18 protein-coding genes are annotated in these 15921 nt (G+C 72.1%); 14 read left to right on the forward strand and 4 right to left on the reverse strand.

Annotated elements, in window-relative coordinates; translation table 11 throughout:
• The first annotated feature begins 40 nt into the window (after positions 1-40).
• From AC0666_RS29205 to AC0666_RS29215, 3 genes are read left to right on the forward strand one after another with little or no spacing between them, the layout of a single operon-like run.
• Positions 41-793, forward strand: coding sequence for a lysophospholipid acyltransferase family protein (locus AC0666_RS29205; RefSeq protein WP_361723328.1), 753 nt, complete (start codon positions 41-43; stop codon positions 791-793).
• Positions 790-1800 (forward strand): NAD(P)H-dependent glycerol-3-phosphate dehydrogenase, encoded by a 1011-nt coding sequence (locus AC0666_RS29210; protein ID WP_361723331.1) that lies wholly within the window; start codon positions 790-792, stop codon positions 1798-1800. Before AC0666_RS29205 ends, AC0666_RS29210 begins: the two co-directional genes overlap by 4 nt.
• Positions 1801-1839: 39 nt before the next feature.
• Positions 1840-2997, forward strand: a complete 1158-nt coding sequence (locus AC0666_RS29215; RefSeq protein ID WP_468963417.1) for a D-alanine--D-alanine ligase family protein — start codon at positions 1840-1842, stop codon at positions 2995-2997.
• Positions 2998-3108: 111 nt separating this feature from the next.
• Here the strand turns inward: AC0666_RS29215 and AC0666_RS29220 are convergent, their stop codons facing one another.
• Both AC0666_RS29220 and AC0666_RS29225 read right to left on the reverse strand, forming a co-directional pair.
• A complete protein-coding gene (locus AC0666_RS29220) occupies positions 3109-3609 on the reverse strand; it encodes a DUF3515 domain-containing protein (protein WP_361723337.1) in 501 nt (166 codons plus the stop codon).
• Between the two features lie 23 nt (positions 3610-3632).
• Complete coding sequence (locus AC0666_RS29225) at positions 3633-3866, reverse strand: Lrp/AsnC ligand binding domain-containing protein (RefSeq protein WP_356847694.1); 234 nt, start codon at positions 3864-3866, stop codon at positions 3633-3635.
• Between the two features lie 245 nt (positions 3867-4111).
• Between AC0666_RS29225 and AC0666_RS29230 the strand changes: the two genes are divergently transcribed.
• Positions 4112-5095: a thiamine-phosphate kinase gene (locus AC0666_RS29230; protein WP_356847696.1), complete on the forward strand. Its 984-nt coding sequence runs from the start codon at positions 4112-4114 to the stop codon at positions 5093-5095.
• Positions 5092-5895 (forward strand): bifunctional hydroxymethylpyrimidine kinase/phosphomethylpyrimidine kinase, encoded by an 804-nt coding sequence (gene thiD, locus AC0666_RS29235; RefSeq protein ID WP_478708659.1) that lies wholly within the window; start codon positions 5092-5094, stop codon positions 5893-5895. The genes AC0666_RS29230 and thiD overlap by 4 nt, the downstream gene beginning before the upstream one ends.
• 139 nt (positions 5896-6034) lie before the next feature.
• Here thiD and rpmB read toward each other — a convergent pair whose 3' ends face one another.
• Positions 6035-6220: a 50S ribosomal protein L28 gene (gene rpmB / locus AC0666_RS29240; protein WP_064070327.1), complete on the reverse strand. Its 186-nt coding sequence runs from the start codon at positions 6218-6220 to the stop codon at positions 6035-6037.
• A gap of 147 nt (positions 6221-6367) precedes the next feature.
• On the opposite strand from rpmB, the gene AC0666_RS29245 reads away from it, so the two are divergent.
• The 9 genes from AC0666_RS29245 (at position 6368) to mutM (ending at position 15497) form a co-directional block, all read left to right on the forward strand.
• Positions 6368-8131: a DAK2 domain-containing protein gene (locus tag AC0666_RS29245; protein WP_478708660.1), complete on the forward strand. Its 1764-nt coding sequence runs from the start codon at positions 6368-6370 to the stop codon at positions 8129-8131.
• Between the two features lie 16 nt (positions 8132-8147).
• Positions 8148-10352 (forward strand): ATP-dependent DNA helicase RecG, encoded by a 2205-nt coding sequence (gene recG / locus AC0666_RS29250; protein ID WP_468963420.1) that lies wholly within the window; start codon positions 8148-8150, stop codon positions 10350-10352.
• 59 nt (positions 10353-10411) lie between these two features.
• Positions 10412-11005, forward strand: a complete 594-nt coding sequence (gene rsmD, locus AC0666_RS29255; protein ID WP_468963421.1) for a 16S rRNA (guanine(966)-N(2))-methyltransferase RsmD — start codon at positions 10412-10414, stop codon at positions 11003-11005.
• Positions 11006-11034: 29 nt separating this feature from the next.
• A complete protein-coding gene (gene coaD, locus AC0666_RS29260; protein WP_356847846.1) occupies positions 11035-11514 on the forward strand; it encodes a pantetheine-phosphate adenylyltransferase in 480 nt (159 codons plus the stop codon).
• 103 nt (positions 11515-11617) lie between these two features.
• The gene (locus AC0666_RS29265) at positions 11618-12664 is read left to right on the forward strand and encodes a DivIVA domain-containing protein (protein WP_478708661.1); all 1047 of its coding nucleotides are present in this window, start codon (positions 11618-11620) and stop codon (positions 12662-12664) included.
• 69 nt (positions 12665-12733) lie between these two features.
• Complete coding sequence (locus AC0666_RS29270) at positions 12734-13444, forward strand: YceD family protein (protein ID WP_478708662.1); 711 nt, start codon at positions 12734-12736, stop codon at positions 13442-13444.
• Positions 13445-13446: 2 nt separating this feature from the next.
• Positions 13447-13620, forward strand: coding sequence for a 50S ribosomal protein L32 (gene rpmF, locus AC0666_RS29275; protein ID WP_003965982.1), 174 nt, complete (start codon positions 13447-13449; stop codon positions 13618-13620).
• A 19-nt stretch (positions 13621-13639) separates the two neighbouring features.
• A complete protein-coding gene (rnc, locus tag AC0666_RS29280) occupies positions 13640-14500 on the forward strand; it encodes a ribonuclease III (protein ID WP_468963422.1) in 861 nt (286 codons plus the stop codon).
• A gap of 127 nt (positions 14501-14627) precedes the next feature.
• Positions 14628-15497, forward strand: a complete 870-nt coding sequence (mutM, locus tag AC0666_RS29285; RefSeq protein ID WP_468963531.1) for a bifunctional DNA-formamidopyrimidine glycosylase/DNA-(apurinic or apyrimidinic site) lyase — start codon at positions 14628-14630, stop codon at positions 15495-15497.
• Here the strand turns inward: mutM and AC0666_RS29290 are convergent.
• On the reverse strand, positions 15470-15877 hold the full coding sequence (locus tag AC0666_RS29290; RefSeq protein ID WP_478708663.1) for a winged helix-turn-helix transcriptional regulator: 408 nt from the start codon (positions 15875-15877) through the stop codon (positions 15470-15472). The two genes, mutM and AC0666_RS29290, sit on opposite strands and share 28 nt — an antisense overlap.
• Positions 15878-15921: the final 44 nt, after the last annotated feature.

Here is a 15921-nt window from a genome sequence, read left to right on the forward strand (position 1 = left end):
GTGCCCAAGCCGCGCACCGGTCCTAGAGGAAGGTGTCCGAGTGTCCCGCCGCAGAATCGGCTTCTGGTACCGCCTGGCGGCGGTCATCGCAAAACCGCCGTTGACGGTGCTCTTCAAGCGGGACTGGCGGGGAATGGAGCACATTCCGGCCGACGGCGGCTTTATCACCGTCGTCAATCACAACTCGTATCTGGACCCGCTCTCCTACGCGCACTTCCAGTACAACACCGGCCGGGTGCCCCGATTGCTCGCGAAGGCCGCCCTCTTCAAGGTGCCTTTCGTCGGCTCGATCCTGCGCGGCTCCGGGCAGATCCCGGTCTACCGCGAGACCACCAACGCCCTGGACGCATTCCGGGCCGCCGTGGCCGCGATCGAGAGCGGCGAATGCGTCGCCTTTTATCCGGAGGGCACCCTCACCCGGGATCCGGACATGTGGCCGATGGCCGGCAAGACGGGCGCGGCCCGGGTCGCACTGATGACCCGGGCGCCCGTCATTCCGGTGGCCCAGTGGGGCGCGAACCTCGCGATGCCGCCCTACGCCAAGGAGAACAAGGTCCGCCTGTTCCCCCGCAAGACCCTCCAGGTGCTCGCCGGACCGCCCCTCGACCTCTCCGAGTTCTACGACCGGGAACCCACCCCGGACGTGCTCAAAGAGGTCACCGAGGTCATCATGGCCGCCATCACCGGGCTGCTGGAGGAACTGCGCGGCGAGAAGGCGCCCGAGCAGCCGTACGACCATCGCAAGGCCAGGGCGGAACAGCGGCGCAAAGCCGCGGGGGAGGACAAGAAGTGACACGTCCCGTGAAGGCGGCCGTCTTCGGAACCGGCTCCTGGGGCACGGCCTTCGGCATGGTGCTCGCCGACGCCGGCTGCGAGGTGACCCTGTGGGGCCGCCGCCAGGAGGTGGTCGACGCCATCAACACCGGCCGGTCCAACCCGGACTACTTCCCCGGGGTGGAACTGCCGGAGGCCATGCGCGCCACCACCGACCCGGCCGAGGCCGCCCGTGACGCCGACTTCGCGGTCCTCGCCATCCCCTCGCAGACGCTGCGCGGCAACCTGGCCGCATGGGCGCCGCTGCTGCCCCCCGACGCGGTGCTCGTGTCCCTGATGAAGGGCATCGAACTGGGCACCGCCAAGCGGATGAGCGAGGTCATCGAAGAGGTCGCCAAGGTCCCGGCCGAGCGCGTCGCCGTCGTCACCGGCCCCAACCTGGCCCGCGAGATCGCCGCCCGGCAGCCCGCGGCCGCCGTCGTCGCCTGCTCCGACGAGGCCGTCGCCCGGCGCCTCCAGGCCGCCTGCCACACGCCGTACTTCCGCCCGTACACCAGCACCGACGTGATCGGCTGCGAGCTCGGCGGCGCCGTCAAGAACGTCATCGGCCTCGCCGTCGGCATCGCCGACGGCATGGGCCTGGGCGACAACACCAAGGGCTCGCTGATCACCCGTGGCCTGGCCGAGGCGACCCGCCTGGGCGTGGCGATGGGAGCCGACCCGCTCACCTTCTCCGGGCTCGCCGGTCTGGGCGACCTCGTCGCCACCTGCTCCTCGCCGCTGTCCCGGAACCACACCTTCGGCACCAACCTCGGGCGCGGGATGACCCTGGAGGAGACCATCGCGGTCACCAGCCAGACCGCCGAGGGCGTCAAGTCCTGCCAGTCGGTGGCCGATCTGGCGCGCCGGCACGGAGTGGACATGCCGATCACCGACACGGTGGTCGAGATCGTCCACCACGGCAAGCCGCCGCTGGTCGCACTGAAGGAACTGATGGCGCGCAGCGCCAAACCGGAACGCCGCTGACTCCTTTCCGGACGTCTGAGCGGGTACTCTCGTGGCGATATGAGCAGCGAGAACCTCCCCCAGACCCCTGAGCAGCAGGGCCGCAAGCCCCGCGTGGCCGTCGTGTTCGGCGGCCGCAGCTCGGAACACGCCATCTCGGTCGTCACGGCGGGCGCGGTGCTGCGCTCGATCGACCGCTCCAAGTACGAGGTGCTGCCCATCGGCATCACCACCGACGGCCGGTGGGCGCTGACCGCCGACGCGCCCGAGCGGATGGCCATCGCCGACCGCCGGCTCCCGAGCGTCGAGGAGCTCTCGGAGTCCGAGGAGGGCGCCGTCGTGCTCTCCGTCGACCCGGCGAGCCGCGAGGTCGTCTACACCGAGCCGGGAGCCGTTCCCAAGGCCCTGGGCGAGGTCGACGTCGTCTTCCCCGTGCTGCACGGCCCGTACGGCGAGGACGGCACCCTGCAGGGGCTCCTGGAGCTCTCCGGCATCCCGTACGTCGGCTCGGGCGTCCTCGCCTCCGCCGTCGGCCAGGACAAGGAGTACATGAAGCGGGTCTTCACCTCCTTCGGGCTGCCCGTCGGGCCGTACCTGACCGTCCGCCCCCGCGAGTGGGAGGCCGACCGGGACGCCGCCGAGGCGAAGATCCTGGACTTCGCCGGCGAGCACGGCTGGCCGCTCTTCATCAAGCCCGCCCGGGCCGGCTCCTCCATCGGCATCACCAAGGTCGACGACGCCTCCGGCCTGGACGAGGCGATCCGCGAGGCCCAGCGCCACGACCCGAAGATCATCGTGGAGGCGCTGCTGCGCGGCCGCGAGATCGAGTGCGGGGTGCTGGAGTTCGAGGACGGCCCGCGCGCCAGCGCGCCCGCCGAGATCCCCCCGGTCTCCAGCCACGACTTCTACGACTTCGAGGCGAAGTACATCGACTCCGCCTCCGGGATCGTGCCCGCCCCGCTCACCCCGGAGCAGACCGCCGAGGTGCAGCGGCTCGCGATCGAGGCCTTCGAGGCCGCGTCCTGCGAGGGCCTGGTGCGTGCCGACTTCTTCCTCACCGAGGACGGCACCTTCGTCATCAACGAGATCAACACGATGCCGGGCTTCACGCCGATCTCCATGTACCCCCGCATGTGGCAGGAGTCGGGCGTCGCCTACCCGGAGCTGGTGGACCGCCTGATCCAGGCCGCCCTGCGCCGCTCCACCGGCCTGCGCTAGCCGCCGTACGGCGCACACCCGTACACGCCGACCGCCCGCCGGGATTCCCGGCGGGCGGTCGGCGCGACGCGGGCCGGGCGGGCCCGGCGCGAGGAGACCAGTACGAGGGGATCAGTACGAGGAGATCCCCTCCGGCACGGCCTTGGCCACGGCGGTGGACAGCCCGACCAGCATCCCCGCATCCGTGGCATGCTCCTCGTCGACCTGGACCTGCGTGTATGCCAGGCGCATGCCGGTGGTGAACCGGAAACCCCCGCCGGCGTCGTCGGGGAGCTCCTCCAGCAGCCAGGCCACGCCGTTCACGTGGACGCCTTCCTGCTTCGGATCGGCCATCTCCGCGGGCTTGGGGATGCCGCACCGCAGTACGATCGCCGAGCCGCCCCACGCGGCGGTCAGGTCGGACTCCGGGTCGGTGGGGGTCCGCGCCAGGCCGGCCACCTTCTCCGGGAGTTCCCTGTGCAGCGCTGCACAGAACCCCGCGACGTCGGCGGGCGGCGCGGGCGGCGGATCCACCCGGGCCCGCGCGCCGCCCGGGACACAGCCCGCAAGGGCCAGTACGGCGACCAGGGCGGGCAGAGCGGGCACACGGACGGGCCGGCGGTGGAGGGACATCACCGGCCAAGAGTAGACGGGGGCTACAGATGGACCACCGGGCAGGTCAGGGTGCGGGTGATCCCCTCCACCTGCTGGACCTTGGCGACGACCATGCGGCCGAGCTCGTCCACGGTCTCGGCCTGGGCGCGCACGATCACGTCGTAGGGGCCCGTCACGTCCTCCGCCTGGATCACCCCCGCGATCTGGCTGATGGACTCGGCGACGAACGACGCCTTGCCCACCTCGGTCTGGATGAGGATGTACGCCTGTACCACGGAACCTCCAGGGCGGCCACGAGGATCGATTCCCCTAACCTTCGGGTGGGCCCTGGAATTGCGGGCGGGCCCGGGGAAGAAGGGACGCCACGGTACCGCGTCGCCGAGCGCCGCGGGGAGACCCGCGAGCCCGGTGCCACGCACAGCGGGGCGTACGAAGAGCAGAAGTTGACGTATCTGTTGACGGTACCCAGAGCTGTGACGGCTCGCGACCGCAAGCGGACTGGGCAAGAAGGGGCACAGCGATGAAGGGCACTGTGGGCGAGCTGGGGGAGTTCGGGCTCATTCGGGAGCTCACCTCACGGCTCACCACCACCCCGGCGGTCCGGCTCGGACCCGGCGACGACGCCGCGGTGGTGTCGGCCCCCGACCGGCGGGTCGTGGCGAGCACGGACATCCTCCTGGAGGGCAGGCACTTCCGGCGAGACTGGTCCACGGCCTACGACGTCGGCCGCAAGGCCGCCGCGCAGAACCTCGCCGACATCGCCGCCATGGGCGCGGTGCCGACCGCGCTGCTGCTCGGCCTCGTCGTCCCGGCCGAGCTCCCGGTCACCTGGCCGACCGAGCTGATGGACGGTCTGCGCGACGAATGCCAGGTCGCCGGAGCGGCCGTGGTCGGCGGGGACGTGGTCCGCGGCGACACGATCACCGTCTCCATCACCGCCCTCGGCGACCTGCGCAACCACGAGCCCGTGCTGCGCTCCGGCGCCCAGCCCGGCGACGTCGTGGCCGTCACCGGCTGGCTGGGCTGGTCCGCCGCCGGATACGCCGTGCTCTCGCGCGGCTTCCGCTCCCCGCGGGCCTTCGTCGAGGCACACCGGCGCCCCGAACCGCCCTACCACGCGGGCCCCGCCGCCGCCGGACTCGGCGCCACGGCCATGACCGACGTCAGCGACGGACTCATCGCCGACCTCGGGCACATCGCGGAGGCCAGCAAGGTGCGGATCGACCTGCGCTCGGCGGCCGTGGACATCCCGACCCAGATGCACGACATCGGACAGGCCGTCGGCGTCGACCCCTTGCAGTGGGTGCTCACCGGCGGAGAGGATCACGCCATCGTGGCGACCTTCCCGCCCGACGTGAAACTGCCGGCCCGCTGGAAGGTCATCGGGGAGGTGCTGAACCGGTCCGCGCTGCCCCAGGTGACCGTGGACGGCGCGCCCTGGACGAGCACCGGTGGCTGGGACCACTTCGGCTCCGACCCGTCCACCGAGGAGACCTGCCGATGAGCGACGCGCCACCGCTGTGCCTGACCGTTGCCGGATCCGACTCCGGCGGTGGCGCCGGAATCCAGGCCGACCTCAAGACCATGCTGGCGCTCGGCGTGCACGGGATGAGCGTGGTGACCGCCGTGACCGCGCAGAACTCCCTGGGCGTCCACGGAGTCTGGGAGCTGCCCGCCGAGGCCGTGAGGGCCCAGTACCGGGCCGTGGCCGACGACATCGGCGTACAGGCCGTCAAGACCGGCATGCTGTCCTCCGCCGCGCTGGTGGAGACCGTCGCCGAGTTGCTGGCCGCCACCGCGGCCCCCGCCGTCGTGGACCCGGTCGGGGTCTCCAAGCACGGGGACGCGCTGCTCGCCGCCTCGGCCCTGGACGCCGTACGCAAGGAACTACTGCCGCGGGCCACCGTCGCCACCCCCAACCTCGACGAGGTCGCACAGCTCACGGGCCTGGTCGTGGAGACCGAGGACGACATGCGGCGGGCCGCCGACGCCGTCCTCGGGTACGGACCGGAGTGGGTGCTGGTCAAGGGCGGGCACCTGGCCGCCCACGGCGGTGGGGCCGCCGACCTGCTTACTGACGGAGACAGCCTGCTGTGGCTGCGGGCCCCGCGCCACGACAACCGGCACACCCACGGCAGTGGCTGCACCCTCGCCTCCGCGGTGGCGGCCGGCCTCGCGAAGGGGCAGGACGTGCCGCAGGCCGTGACGGAGGCCAAGGAGTACGTCACCGGCGCCATCGCGGCCGGCTTCGCGCTCGGCGGCGGCATCGGCCCGGTCGACCACGCCTGGCAGTGGAACCGGTGAGCTGACAGCACAGGACCACCGCATCACGGGATGCGGTGGTCGGCCCGCCCGTCGCTCCGGGCAAGGCAAAAGGCCGGTCCACGAGGTGGACCGGCCTTCTTGGCAACCGGAAAGGGCTGCGCTACGACGACGGGAGGCGTCAGCGCGAGACCTTGCCGGCCTTGATGCACGAGGTGCAGGCGTTGAGGCGCTTCGGCGTCCCACTGACCACGGCACGGACGCGCTGGATGTTCGGGTTCCAGCGACGGGACGTACGGCGGTGCGAGTGCGAGATGTTGTTGCCGAAGCCCGGCCCCTTGCCGCAAACGTCGCAGTTGGCAGCCACAGGTCACTCCAAAGACTTCAGGTGCACTTACAGTGAAATCCGGCGCACCGGATCAGAGATCTGAAGTGGTTTGCCGGGGGAATGGCCCGACTTTCATCGGGCAACCGGAGCAGCATACAACGACTGCTCCGGTCCAAGAAAACTACCATGGCCGCCGCCGGGCCCGCCCGCGGTCCCGGCGACCGGCCCGCCCTTGGTTACCCTGCGGTGAACCCTGGCCCGCACAAGGAGGAACGCCCGGTGCCGCATGAGCCGCAGCCGCAGCCCGCCGACGAGCTCGACGCCGAAGCGGTGCGCACCTGGAGCTCCCTGGCCGTGGCCGCCCTGGGCCGGGCACGCGAGGACATCGACGCCATCAACGTCTACCCCGTCGCGGACGCGGACACCGGCACCAACCTCCACCTCACCGCCGAATCGGCGCACCGTGCGCTCGCGCAGGCCTTCACCGGCGTTCCTGTGACCGGGGACGGGGCCGCGCCCCCGCCGCCCTCCCTCGCCCAGGCGGTACGGGCGTACGCGCACGGCGCCCTGATAGGCGCCCGGGGGAACTCCGGGACGATCCTGGCCCAGCTGCTGCGCGGGGTGGCCGACGTCCTGGGCGACGAGCCCGGGGGCCGCGGGCCGGCCAGGCTGCTCGCCGAGGCGCTGACCCGGGCCGCCGAGGAGGCCTACGAGGCGGTCGCGCACCCCGTCGAGGGCACCATGCTCACCGTCGCCGCCGCGGCGGCCCGGGCCGGTGCAGCCGCCGAGGCCGCCGCCGGGAGCCCCGCCGACGTGGCCCGGGCCGCCTACGACGGAGCCCGCACGGCCCTCGCCGACACCCCCTTGCAGCTGGCCGAGCTGGGCCGGGCCGGGGTGGTCGACGCCGGCGGCAGCGGGCTGGTCGCCGTCCTGGGGGCCCTGTGGCAGGCGCTGTCCGGCGAGGCACCCGCGCCCGAGGCGATCCGCGGCCGGGCCGTACCCGTACCGCAGACCCCGCAGCCCTGCGACGCGGAGGAGCACGGCGGGCCCGCGTACGAGGTGATCTACCTGCTGGAGGCGGCCGAACCGGCCGTGGCCGAGCTGCGGGCCCGCCTCGACGGACTCGGGGACTCCCTCGTGGTGGTCGGCGGCGACGGGCTGTGGAACGTGCACGTGCACGTCGACGACCCCGGCGCGGCCGTGGAGGCGGGCGTGGCCGCCGGGCGGCCCTACCGGATCCGCATCACCCACTTCGGCGACGAGCGGCGCCGGGCGCGCGGCGAGCGCGCCCAGCGGGCCGTGGTCGCCGTGGTCCCGGGCGAGGGACTGGCCGGGCTGTGCGAGGAGGCCGGCGCCACCACCGTGCTCGCCCGCGCAGGAGAGGCGCCCGAAGCGGCCGCACTGGCCGACGCCGTCCGGCGCGCCCACGCCCGCGAGGTGGTGCTGCTGCCCGGAGGCGCCGAGCAGCGCGCGGCCGCGGCCGCCGCGGCCGAACAGGCCCGCGCCGACGGGGTGCGCGTGGCCGTGATCCCCACCCGGTCCGCGGTCCAGGCCCTGGCCGCCCTCGCCGTCCACGACCCGGACGCCAGCTTCGACGAGGACGTCGTCGCCATGACCGCGGCGGCCGGCGCCACCCGCTACGGGGAACTCGCCGTCGCCGAACGGCAGTCCTTCACCTCCGCCGGCATCTGCCAGGCCGGGGACGTGCTCGGGCTCATCGACGGCGACGTCGCCGTCATCGGCTCCGCCCTGACCGAGACCGCCGAGGCGGTCCTGGACCGCATGCTGGGCTCCGGCGGCGAACTGGTCACCCTGGTCCTCGGCCCCGAGGTGCCCGACACCCTCGCCGCCCGCCTGGAGGCCCACGTCCAGCACGGGCACCTGGCGGTGGACACCGTCACCTACCGGGGCGGGCGGTACTCGGCGCCCCTGCTCATCGGAGTCGAATAGCGGAGTTGTCGGCGCCATGGTGTGCAATGAACCCGTGCCCGCGCTCGACGAAGACCTCAAGAAGACGCTCGGCCCCGCCACCGCCAAGGTGCTGGCCGAGCAGCTCGGCCTGCACACGGTCCTGGACCTGCTCCACCACTATCCGCGGCGGTACGCCGAGCGCGGGGAGCTGACCTCGCTGACCGAGCTCGCCGACCAGATCGACGAGCACGTGACGGTCGTGGCCCAGGTCGCCGACGCCCGGATCCTGACCTTCAACGGCGGCCGCGGAAAACGCCTGGAGGTGACCATCACCGACGGCAGCGGCCGGCTCCAACTGGTCTTCTTCGGAGCGGGCGTCCACAAGCCGCACAAGGAGCTGCTGCCCGGCACCCGCGCGATGTTCGCCGGCAAGGTCTCCCTGTTCAACCGCAAGCTCCAGCTGGCCCACCCGGCGTACGAGCCGCTGGGCGCGGAGGCCGGGGAGTCCGACGCGGCGGCCGCCTTCGCCAACCAGCTGATCCCCATCTACCCGGCGTGCAAGCAGCTGGAGTCCTGGAAGATCTCCAAGGCCGTGGACGCGGTCCTGCCCCGCGCCCGGGAGGCCGTGGACCCGCTGCCGGACGCGCTGCGCGCGCACCGCGGGCTGATCCCGCTCACCGAGGCCCTGCTGAAGATCCACCGGCCCGCCGCCAAGGCCGACGTCGAGGACGCCCGCCAGCGGCTGAAGTGGGACGAGGCCTTCGTCCTCCAGACCGCCCTGGCCCGCCGCCGGCACGCCGACTCCCTGCTCCCCGCGGTCCCGCGCCGGCCCGCCCCGGGCGGCCTGCTCGACGCCTTCGACGCCAAGCTGCCCTTCACCCTCACCGAGGGACAGCAGACCGTCTCGAAGGAGATCTTCGACGACCTCGCCACCGAACACCCCATGCACCGCCTCCTCCAGGGCGAGGTCGGCAGCGGGAAGACCATGGTCGCGCTGCGCGCCATGCTCGCCGTCGTGGACAGCGGCGGACAGGCCGCGATGCTCGCCCCCACCGAGGTCCTCGCCCAGCAGCACCATCGCTCCATCACCGAGATGATGGGCGACCTGGCCGAAGGCGGCATGCTCGGCGGCTCCGACCAGGGCACCAAGGTGGTGCTGCTCACCGGCTCCATGGGGACGGCCGCCCGCCGCCAGGCCCTGCTCGACCTGGTCACCGGCGAGGCGGGCCTCGTGATCGGCACGCACGCGCTCATCGAGGACAAGGTGCAGTTCCACGACCTCGGCCTGGTCGTCGTCGACGAACAGCACCGCTTCGGCGTGGAGCAGCGCGACGCGCTGCGCTCGAAGGGCAAGCAGCCGCCGCACCTGCTGGTGATGACGGCGACCCCGATCCCGCGCACCGTCGCGATGACCGTCTTCGGCGACCTGGAGACCTCCGTCCTCGACCAGCTGCCCGCCGGGCGCTCCCCGATCGCCACCCACGTGGTGCCGGCCAAGGACAAGCCGCACTTCCTGGCCCGCGCCTGGGAGCGGGTCCGCGAGGAGGTGGAGAACGGCCACCAGGCGTACGTGGTGTGCCCGCGCATCGGCGACGGGGACGACGAGCCGAAGAAGAAGCCCTCCGCCGAGGACGAGGCGGAGAAGCGCCCGCCGCTGGCCGTCCTCGACATCGCGGAGCAGCTGGCCCGCGGCCCGCTCGCCGGACTGGCGGTCGAGGTGCTGCACGGCCGGATGGACCCGGCCGACAAGGACGAGGTGATGCGGCGCTTCGCCGCCGGCGAGGTGGAGGTCCTGGTCGCCACCACCGTCATCGAGGTCGGGGTGAACGTCCCCAACTCCACGGTCATGGTCATCATGGACGCCGACCGGTTCGGCGTCTCCCAGCTCCACCAGCTGCGCGGCCGCGTCGGCCGCGGCTCCGCGCCCGGCCTGTGCCTGCTGGTCAGCGAGATGCACGAGGCCAGTCCCGCCCGGGCCCGGCTGGCCGCCGTCGCCGCCACCCTCGACGGCTTCGAACTCTCCCGGATCGACCTGGAGCAGCGCCGCGAGGGCGATGTGCTCGGACAGGCCCAGTCGGGCGTCCGGTCCTCGCTGCGCATGCTCGCCGTCATCGAGGACGAGGAGATCATCGCCCAGGCCCGCGAGGAGGCCACCCGCGTGGTCGCCGCCGATCCGGAGCTGGAGCGGCTGCCGGGCCTGAAGGCCGCGCTCGACGCCCTGCTCGACACCGAACGCGAGCAGTACCTGGAGAAGGGCTGAGCGGTACGGCCCGCGGTCGTACGACCTATCGTGGAACCCGCAGTACCCGTCAGTACCCCGTGACCGAAGGACCCCAGATGACCCGCGTGATCGCCGGCAGCGCCGGCGGGCGACGGCTGACCGTGCCCCCGGGCACCGGTACCCGGCCGACCTCGGACCGGATGCGCGAAGGCCTCTTCTCCACCTGGGAGTCCCTGCACGGCGTCGAGGGGGCACGGGTGCTCGACCTGTACGCCGGATCCGGCGCCGTCGGCCTGGAGGCCCTCTCCCGCGGCGCCGCCCACGCCCTGCTCGTCGAGACCGACCCCAAGGCCGCGAAGGCCATCCGGGACAACATCAGGGCGCTGGGCCTGCCCGGCGCCGAATTCCGGGCCGGCAAGGCCGAGCAGGTCGTGGCGGCAGCGGCCGGGGACCCGTATGACGTGGTCTTCCTGGACCCGCCCTACGCCGTCGGCCACGACGATCTTGGCGAGATCCTGCTCACACTCCGGTCCAATGGCTGGCTCACCGGCGATGCGCTCGTCACCGTGGAGCGCGGTACGAGGAGCGGTGCGTTCCCGTGGCCCGAGGGGTTCGAGCCGCTCCGCTCCAGGAAATACGGCGAAGGCACCCTTTGGTACGGTCGCGCCGCCTTCACCGGCGAAGATTCATGAAGACCGCACCGGAGAGCGAGGGACCCAAGTTGCGCCGCGCCGTCTGTCCCGGGTCATTCGACCCCATCACCAACGGACACCTCGACATCATCGGCCGGGCCTCCAGGCTCTACGACGTCGTGCACGTCGCCGTGATGATCAACCAGTCCAAGCAGGGGCTGTTCACCGTCGAGGAGCGGATCGAGCTGATCCGCGAGGCGACCGCCGGCTACGGCAACGTCGAGGTCGAGTCGTTCCACGGACTGCTCGTCGACTTCTGCAAGCAGCGCGAGATCCCCGCCATCGTCAAGGGGCTGCGCGCCGTCAGCGACTTCGACTACGAGCTGCAGATGGCCCAGATGAACATGGGCCTGTCGGGCGTCGAAACGCTGTTCGTGCCGACCAACCCCACGTACAGCTTCCTGTCCTCCTCCCTCGTCAAGGAGGTCGCCGCCTGGGGCGGCGACGTCGCCCACCTGCTGCCGCCGCACGTGCACGCGGCACTGACCGAGCGGCTGGCGAACCGCTGACCCGCTGACGGGGCGTCAGTCGGTGTCGGGCGCCCTGCCGGTGGCCTTACAGTCGTCCCGTCCGTCTCAGGAACCGCCCGAGGCCGAGAGAGTGCGAGCCCCCATGGACGTGCAGAAGAAGCTCGACGAGATCGTCGCGGCCGTCGGCAGCGCCCGGTCCATGCCCATGTCGGCCTCCTGCGTGATCAACCGCGCGGAGCTGCTGGCCCAGCTTGAGGAAGTGCGCCAGGCCCTGCCCGGCTCGCTCGCGCAGGCGCAGGAGCTCATCGGCGGCCGGGAGCAGATGGTCGAGGAGGCCCGCCGGGAGGCGGAGCGGATCCTCGAGTCCGCGCACGCCCAGCGCGGCTCGCTGATCTCCGACACCGAGATCGCGCGCCGGTCCCAGGACGAGGCGGACCGGATCCTGGCGGACGCCCGCCGGGAGGCCGAGGAGATCCGGGCCGAGGCCGACGACTACGTCGACAGCAAGCTCGCGAACTTCGAGGTCGTCCTCACCAAGACCATCGGCTCGGTCGACCGCGGCCGCGAGAAGCTGCTGGGCCGCGGTCCCGGCCTGGACGAGCAGGGCCATCCGGACGCGGAGGCGCCCGAGCGCAGCCACGACCCCGAGACGCAGCGCCGGCAGGCGGACGCGTACGTCGACAGCAAGCTGGCGACCTTCGAGGCGGTGCTCTCCAAGACGCTGGAGGCGGTCGGCCGGGGCCGGCAGAAGCTGCTGGGCCGGGTCCCCACGGACGACCTCGGCGCCCACATGGCGGCCCAGGACGCGGCGGGCGCCCCGCAGTCCCGCTCGGCCAGCGACGCGGACTTCCTGGCAGGCCTGGCGGAGCCGGAGGGCCCGGTGGCCCCGGTGATCCCGGCGCAGGCCCAGCCGGAGCCCGCGTACGACGCGTACGGCTACCCGCAGCAGCAGGCCGGGCAGCAGGACGCGTACGGCTACCAGGACCCCTACGCCTACCAGCAGCAGGCCCAGCAGCCGGACCCCTACGCGATGGGCTACGAGCAGCAGGCCCAGCACCCCGACCCCTACGCGGCCTACCCGCCCCAGCAGCCGGTCCAGCCGCAGCAGCCCGCGCTCGACGAGACCAGCTTCTTCGACACGAGCATGATCAACCTGGAGCAGCTGCGCCAGTACGAGCAGGGGCGCTAGGGCCGGATTGGGCTCTGAGCGAAGGGCCGGGTATCCTGGCCCTTCGGTCGCGCGTATGCACCGCGATCCATGCTGCCCTCAAGCGGCGGAATCTTTGATCTTCAGCGAACTGTGAAAGCAGGAACGGCCCTGAACACCCGCCTCGACCACCGCAACCCCCTCGTGTTCGACACGCACGAGCTGGGTCGGCGTCCTGGTGCCATGCAGCGGCTGTCCCGCGAGATCCCCGCTCCGGCGGACCTCGGTCTCGCAGGGGTCATCGGAGTGCCGGAAGGCGCCCCCCTGAAGCTCGAACTCCGCCTTGAGTCGGTCATGGAAGGGGTGCTTGTCACAGGCACCGTCCGTGCCGCGGCCGAAGGGGAGTGCGTAAGGTGTCTGGAGGCCGTGGAGCGCAAGCTCGACGCGGACTTCCAGGAGATGTTCTCGTACCCTGACGCCGACGACCGGAGCCGCGCTCACGCGGAGCCGGCCGACGACGCCGAGGACGACGAGGACAGGCTCTTCCTTGAGGACGGCTTGTTCGACCTCGAACCCGTGCTGCGCGACGCGGTGGTGCTCGCACTGCCGCTGCAGCCGGTGTGCCGGGAGGACTGTCTCGGACTGTGCCCCGAATGCGGGATCAGCCTGAACGACGACCCGGACCACCACCACGACGCCGTCGACATCCGTTGGGCGGCATTGCAGGAACTCGTCGTGACCGATCAGGACGACGAGAAGGACAACATGAGCGGCACTGCATCTGACGACGTTCAGAGCGCCGCCGAGAAGCAGGAGAAGTAGCCGTGGCTGTTCCGAAGCGGAAGATGTCGCGCAGCAACACGCGCCACCGCCGGTCGCAGTGGAAGGCTGCGGTCCCCACCCTGGTTTCGTGTGAGCGTTGCCAGGAGCCGAAGCTCCAGCACATCGCGTGCCCGAGCTGCGGCACCTACAACAAGCGCCAGGTCCTCGAGGTCTGAGCGGCTGGTGAGAGGCGCAATGTCTGAGCTGTCCAACGCTGAGAAGCAGGCAGACAGTAACAACGCGGCCTCGTCCCACACGCTTCTGGAAGGGCGGCTCGGGTATCGACTTGAGTCCGCCCTTCTGGTGCGTGCGCTGACCCACCGCTCGTACGCGTACGAGAACGGCGGTCTGCCCACCAACGAGCGCCTGGAGTTCCTCGGGGACTCCGTGCTCGGCCTGGTGGTCACGGACACGCTGTACACCACCCACCCCGACCTGCCGGAAGGCCAGCTGGCCAAACTGCGGGCCGCGGTGGTCAACTCGCGTGCACTGGCGGAGGTCGGACGCGGCCTCGACCTCGGCTCGTTCATCCGGCTCGGCCGGGGCGAAGAGGGCACGGGCGGCCGGGACAAGGCCTCCATCCTCGCCGACACCCTTGAAGCGGTGATCGGCGCGGTCTACCTCGACAAGGGTCTCGAAGCGGCCTCGGAGCTGGTCCACCGGCTCTTCGACCCGCTCATCGAGAAGTCCTCGAACCTCGGGGCGGGCCTGGACTGGAAGACCAGCCTCCAGGAACTCACCGCGGCCGAGGGGCTCGGCGTGCCGGAGTACCTGGTCACCGAGACCGGTCCGGACCACGAGAAGACCTTCACTGCTGCCGCCCGCGTCGGTGGTGTCTCGTACGGCACCGGCACCGGCCGCAGCAAGAAGGAAGCGGAACAGCAGGCGGCGGAATCCGCGTGGCGCGGGATCCGTGCCGCGGCGGACGAGCGGATCGCGGCGGAAGCCGCGGCCACGGCCGCCGCACAGGCTCCGGTGCCGGCTGCGGCCGGCGCCGAGGTCGCGGCCGAGGACGGCGGGGCGCCGACACCCACCGACCCGACGCCGAGCGTCTGACCCTTCCTTCGGGATGTACGCCCGCCCCTGCCGCGCAGGGGCGGGCGCTCCCGTTTTCCCGGCCCCGGCGGGCCGGCCGGTAGGCTCGGCGGTGCCAGATGGACACACCGCCGTGGAGGAGACCGCCGTGCCCGAGCTGCCCGAAGTAGAGGTCGTGCGGCGGGGCCTGGAGCGCTGGGTGGCCGGCCGGACGGTGGACGCCGTCGAGGTGCTGCACCCGCGGGCCGTACGGCGGCATCCGGCCGGAGGCGCCGACTTCGCCGCGCGCCTGGGGGGCCAGACCATCGGCATACCGCGGCGCCGGGGGAAGTACCTCTGGCTGCCCCTGGAGGGGCGGGACCTCTCCGTCCTCGGGCACCTCGGCATGAGCGGGCAGCTCCTCGTCCAGCCCGAGGAGGCGCCCGACGAGAAGCACCTGCGGATCCGGGTGCGGTTCCAGGACGACACCGGCACCGAGCTGCGCTTCGTGGACCAGCGCACCTTCGGCGGGCTGTCGCTCCACGAGAGCGTGGCCGGCAGCTCCGAGAACCTGCCCGACGTCATCGCGCACATCGCCCGGGACCCCCTGGACCCGCTCTTCGACGAAGCCGCCTACCACCTGGCCCTGCGCGCCAAGCGGACCACCGTCAAGCGGGCCCTGCTCGACCAGTCGCTGATCAGCGGGGTCGGCAACATCTACGCCGACGAGGCGCTGTGGCGGGCCCGGCTGCACTACGAGCGCCCCACCGCCACGCTCACGCGCCCCCGGAGCGCGGAACTCCTCGGCCATGTCCGGGACGTCATGAAGGCCGCCCTCGATGTCGGCGGCACCAGCTTCGACAGCCTTTACGTCAACGTGAACGGCGAGTCCGGCTACTTCGACCGTTCGCTCGACGCCTACGGGCGGGAGGACGAACCCTGCCGGCGCTGCGGTACGCCGATGCGGCGGCGGCCGTGGATGAACCGGTCCAGCTACTTCTGCCCGCGCTGTCAGCGGCCCCCGCGCCTGGCGTCGTAGGACGCGCGGGAGTCGAGCACCTGCGGCATGCTCCCCTCCAGGAAGTGGATGAGCGCCAGCAGTCGGTCGGCGACCTCGATGCCGAGGGGGGTCAGCTCGTAGTCCACGCGCGGCGGGTTCGTCGGCTGTGCCTCGCGGTTCACGATGCCGTCGCGCTCCAGGGCCTGCAGCGTCTGGGAGAGCATCTTCTCGCTGACCCCGTCGACCTTGCGGCGCAGCTCGTTGAAGCGGCACGAGCCCTCGCGCAGGGCGCCCACGGTGAGGCTGCCCCACCGTCCGGTGACGTGCTCCAGCGTCTCCCGGGACGGGCACGCGCGCGCGAAGGCGTCGAAGGGCATCGCGGCGGGCGGCACGGCGGTCTCCGGCAGGTCTGTCTGCATGCCCGCCAGCTTAGCTCCGGACGGCGCTGACCGACAGCTTGCGC

The organism is Streptomyces sp. NPDC043680 (assembly GCF_056436685.1).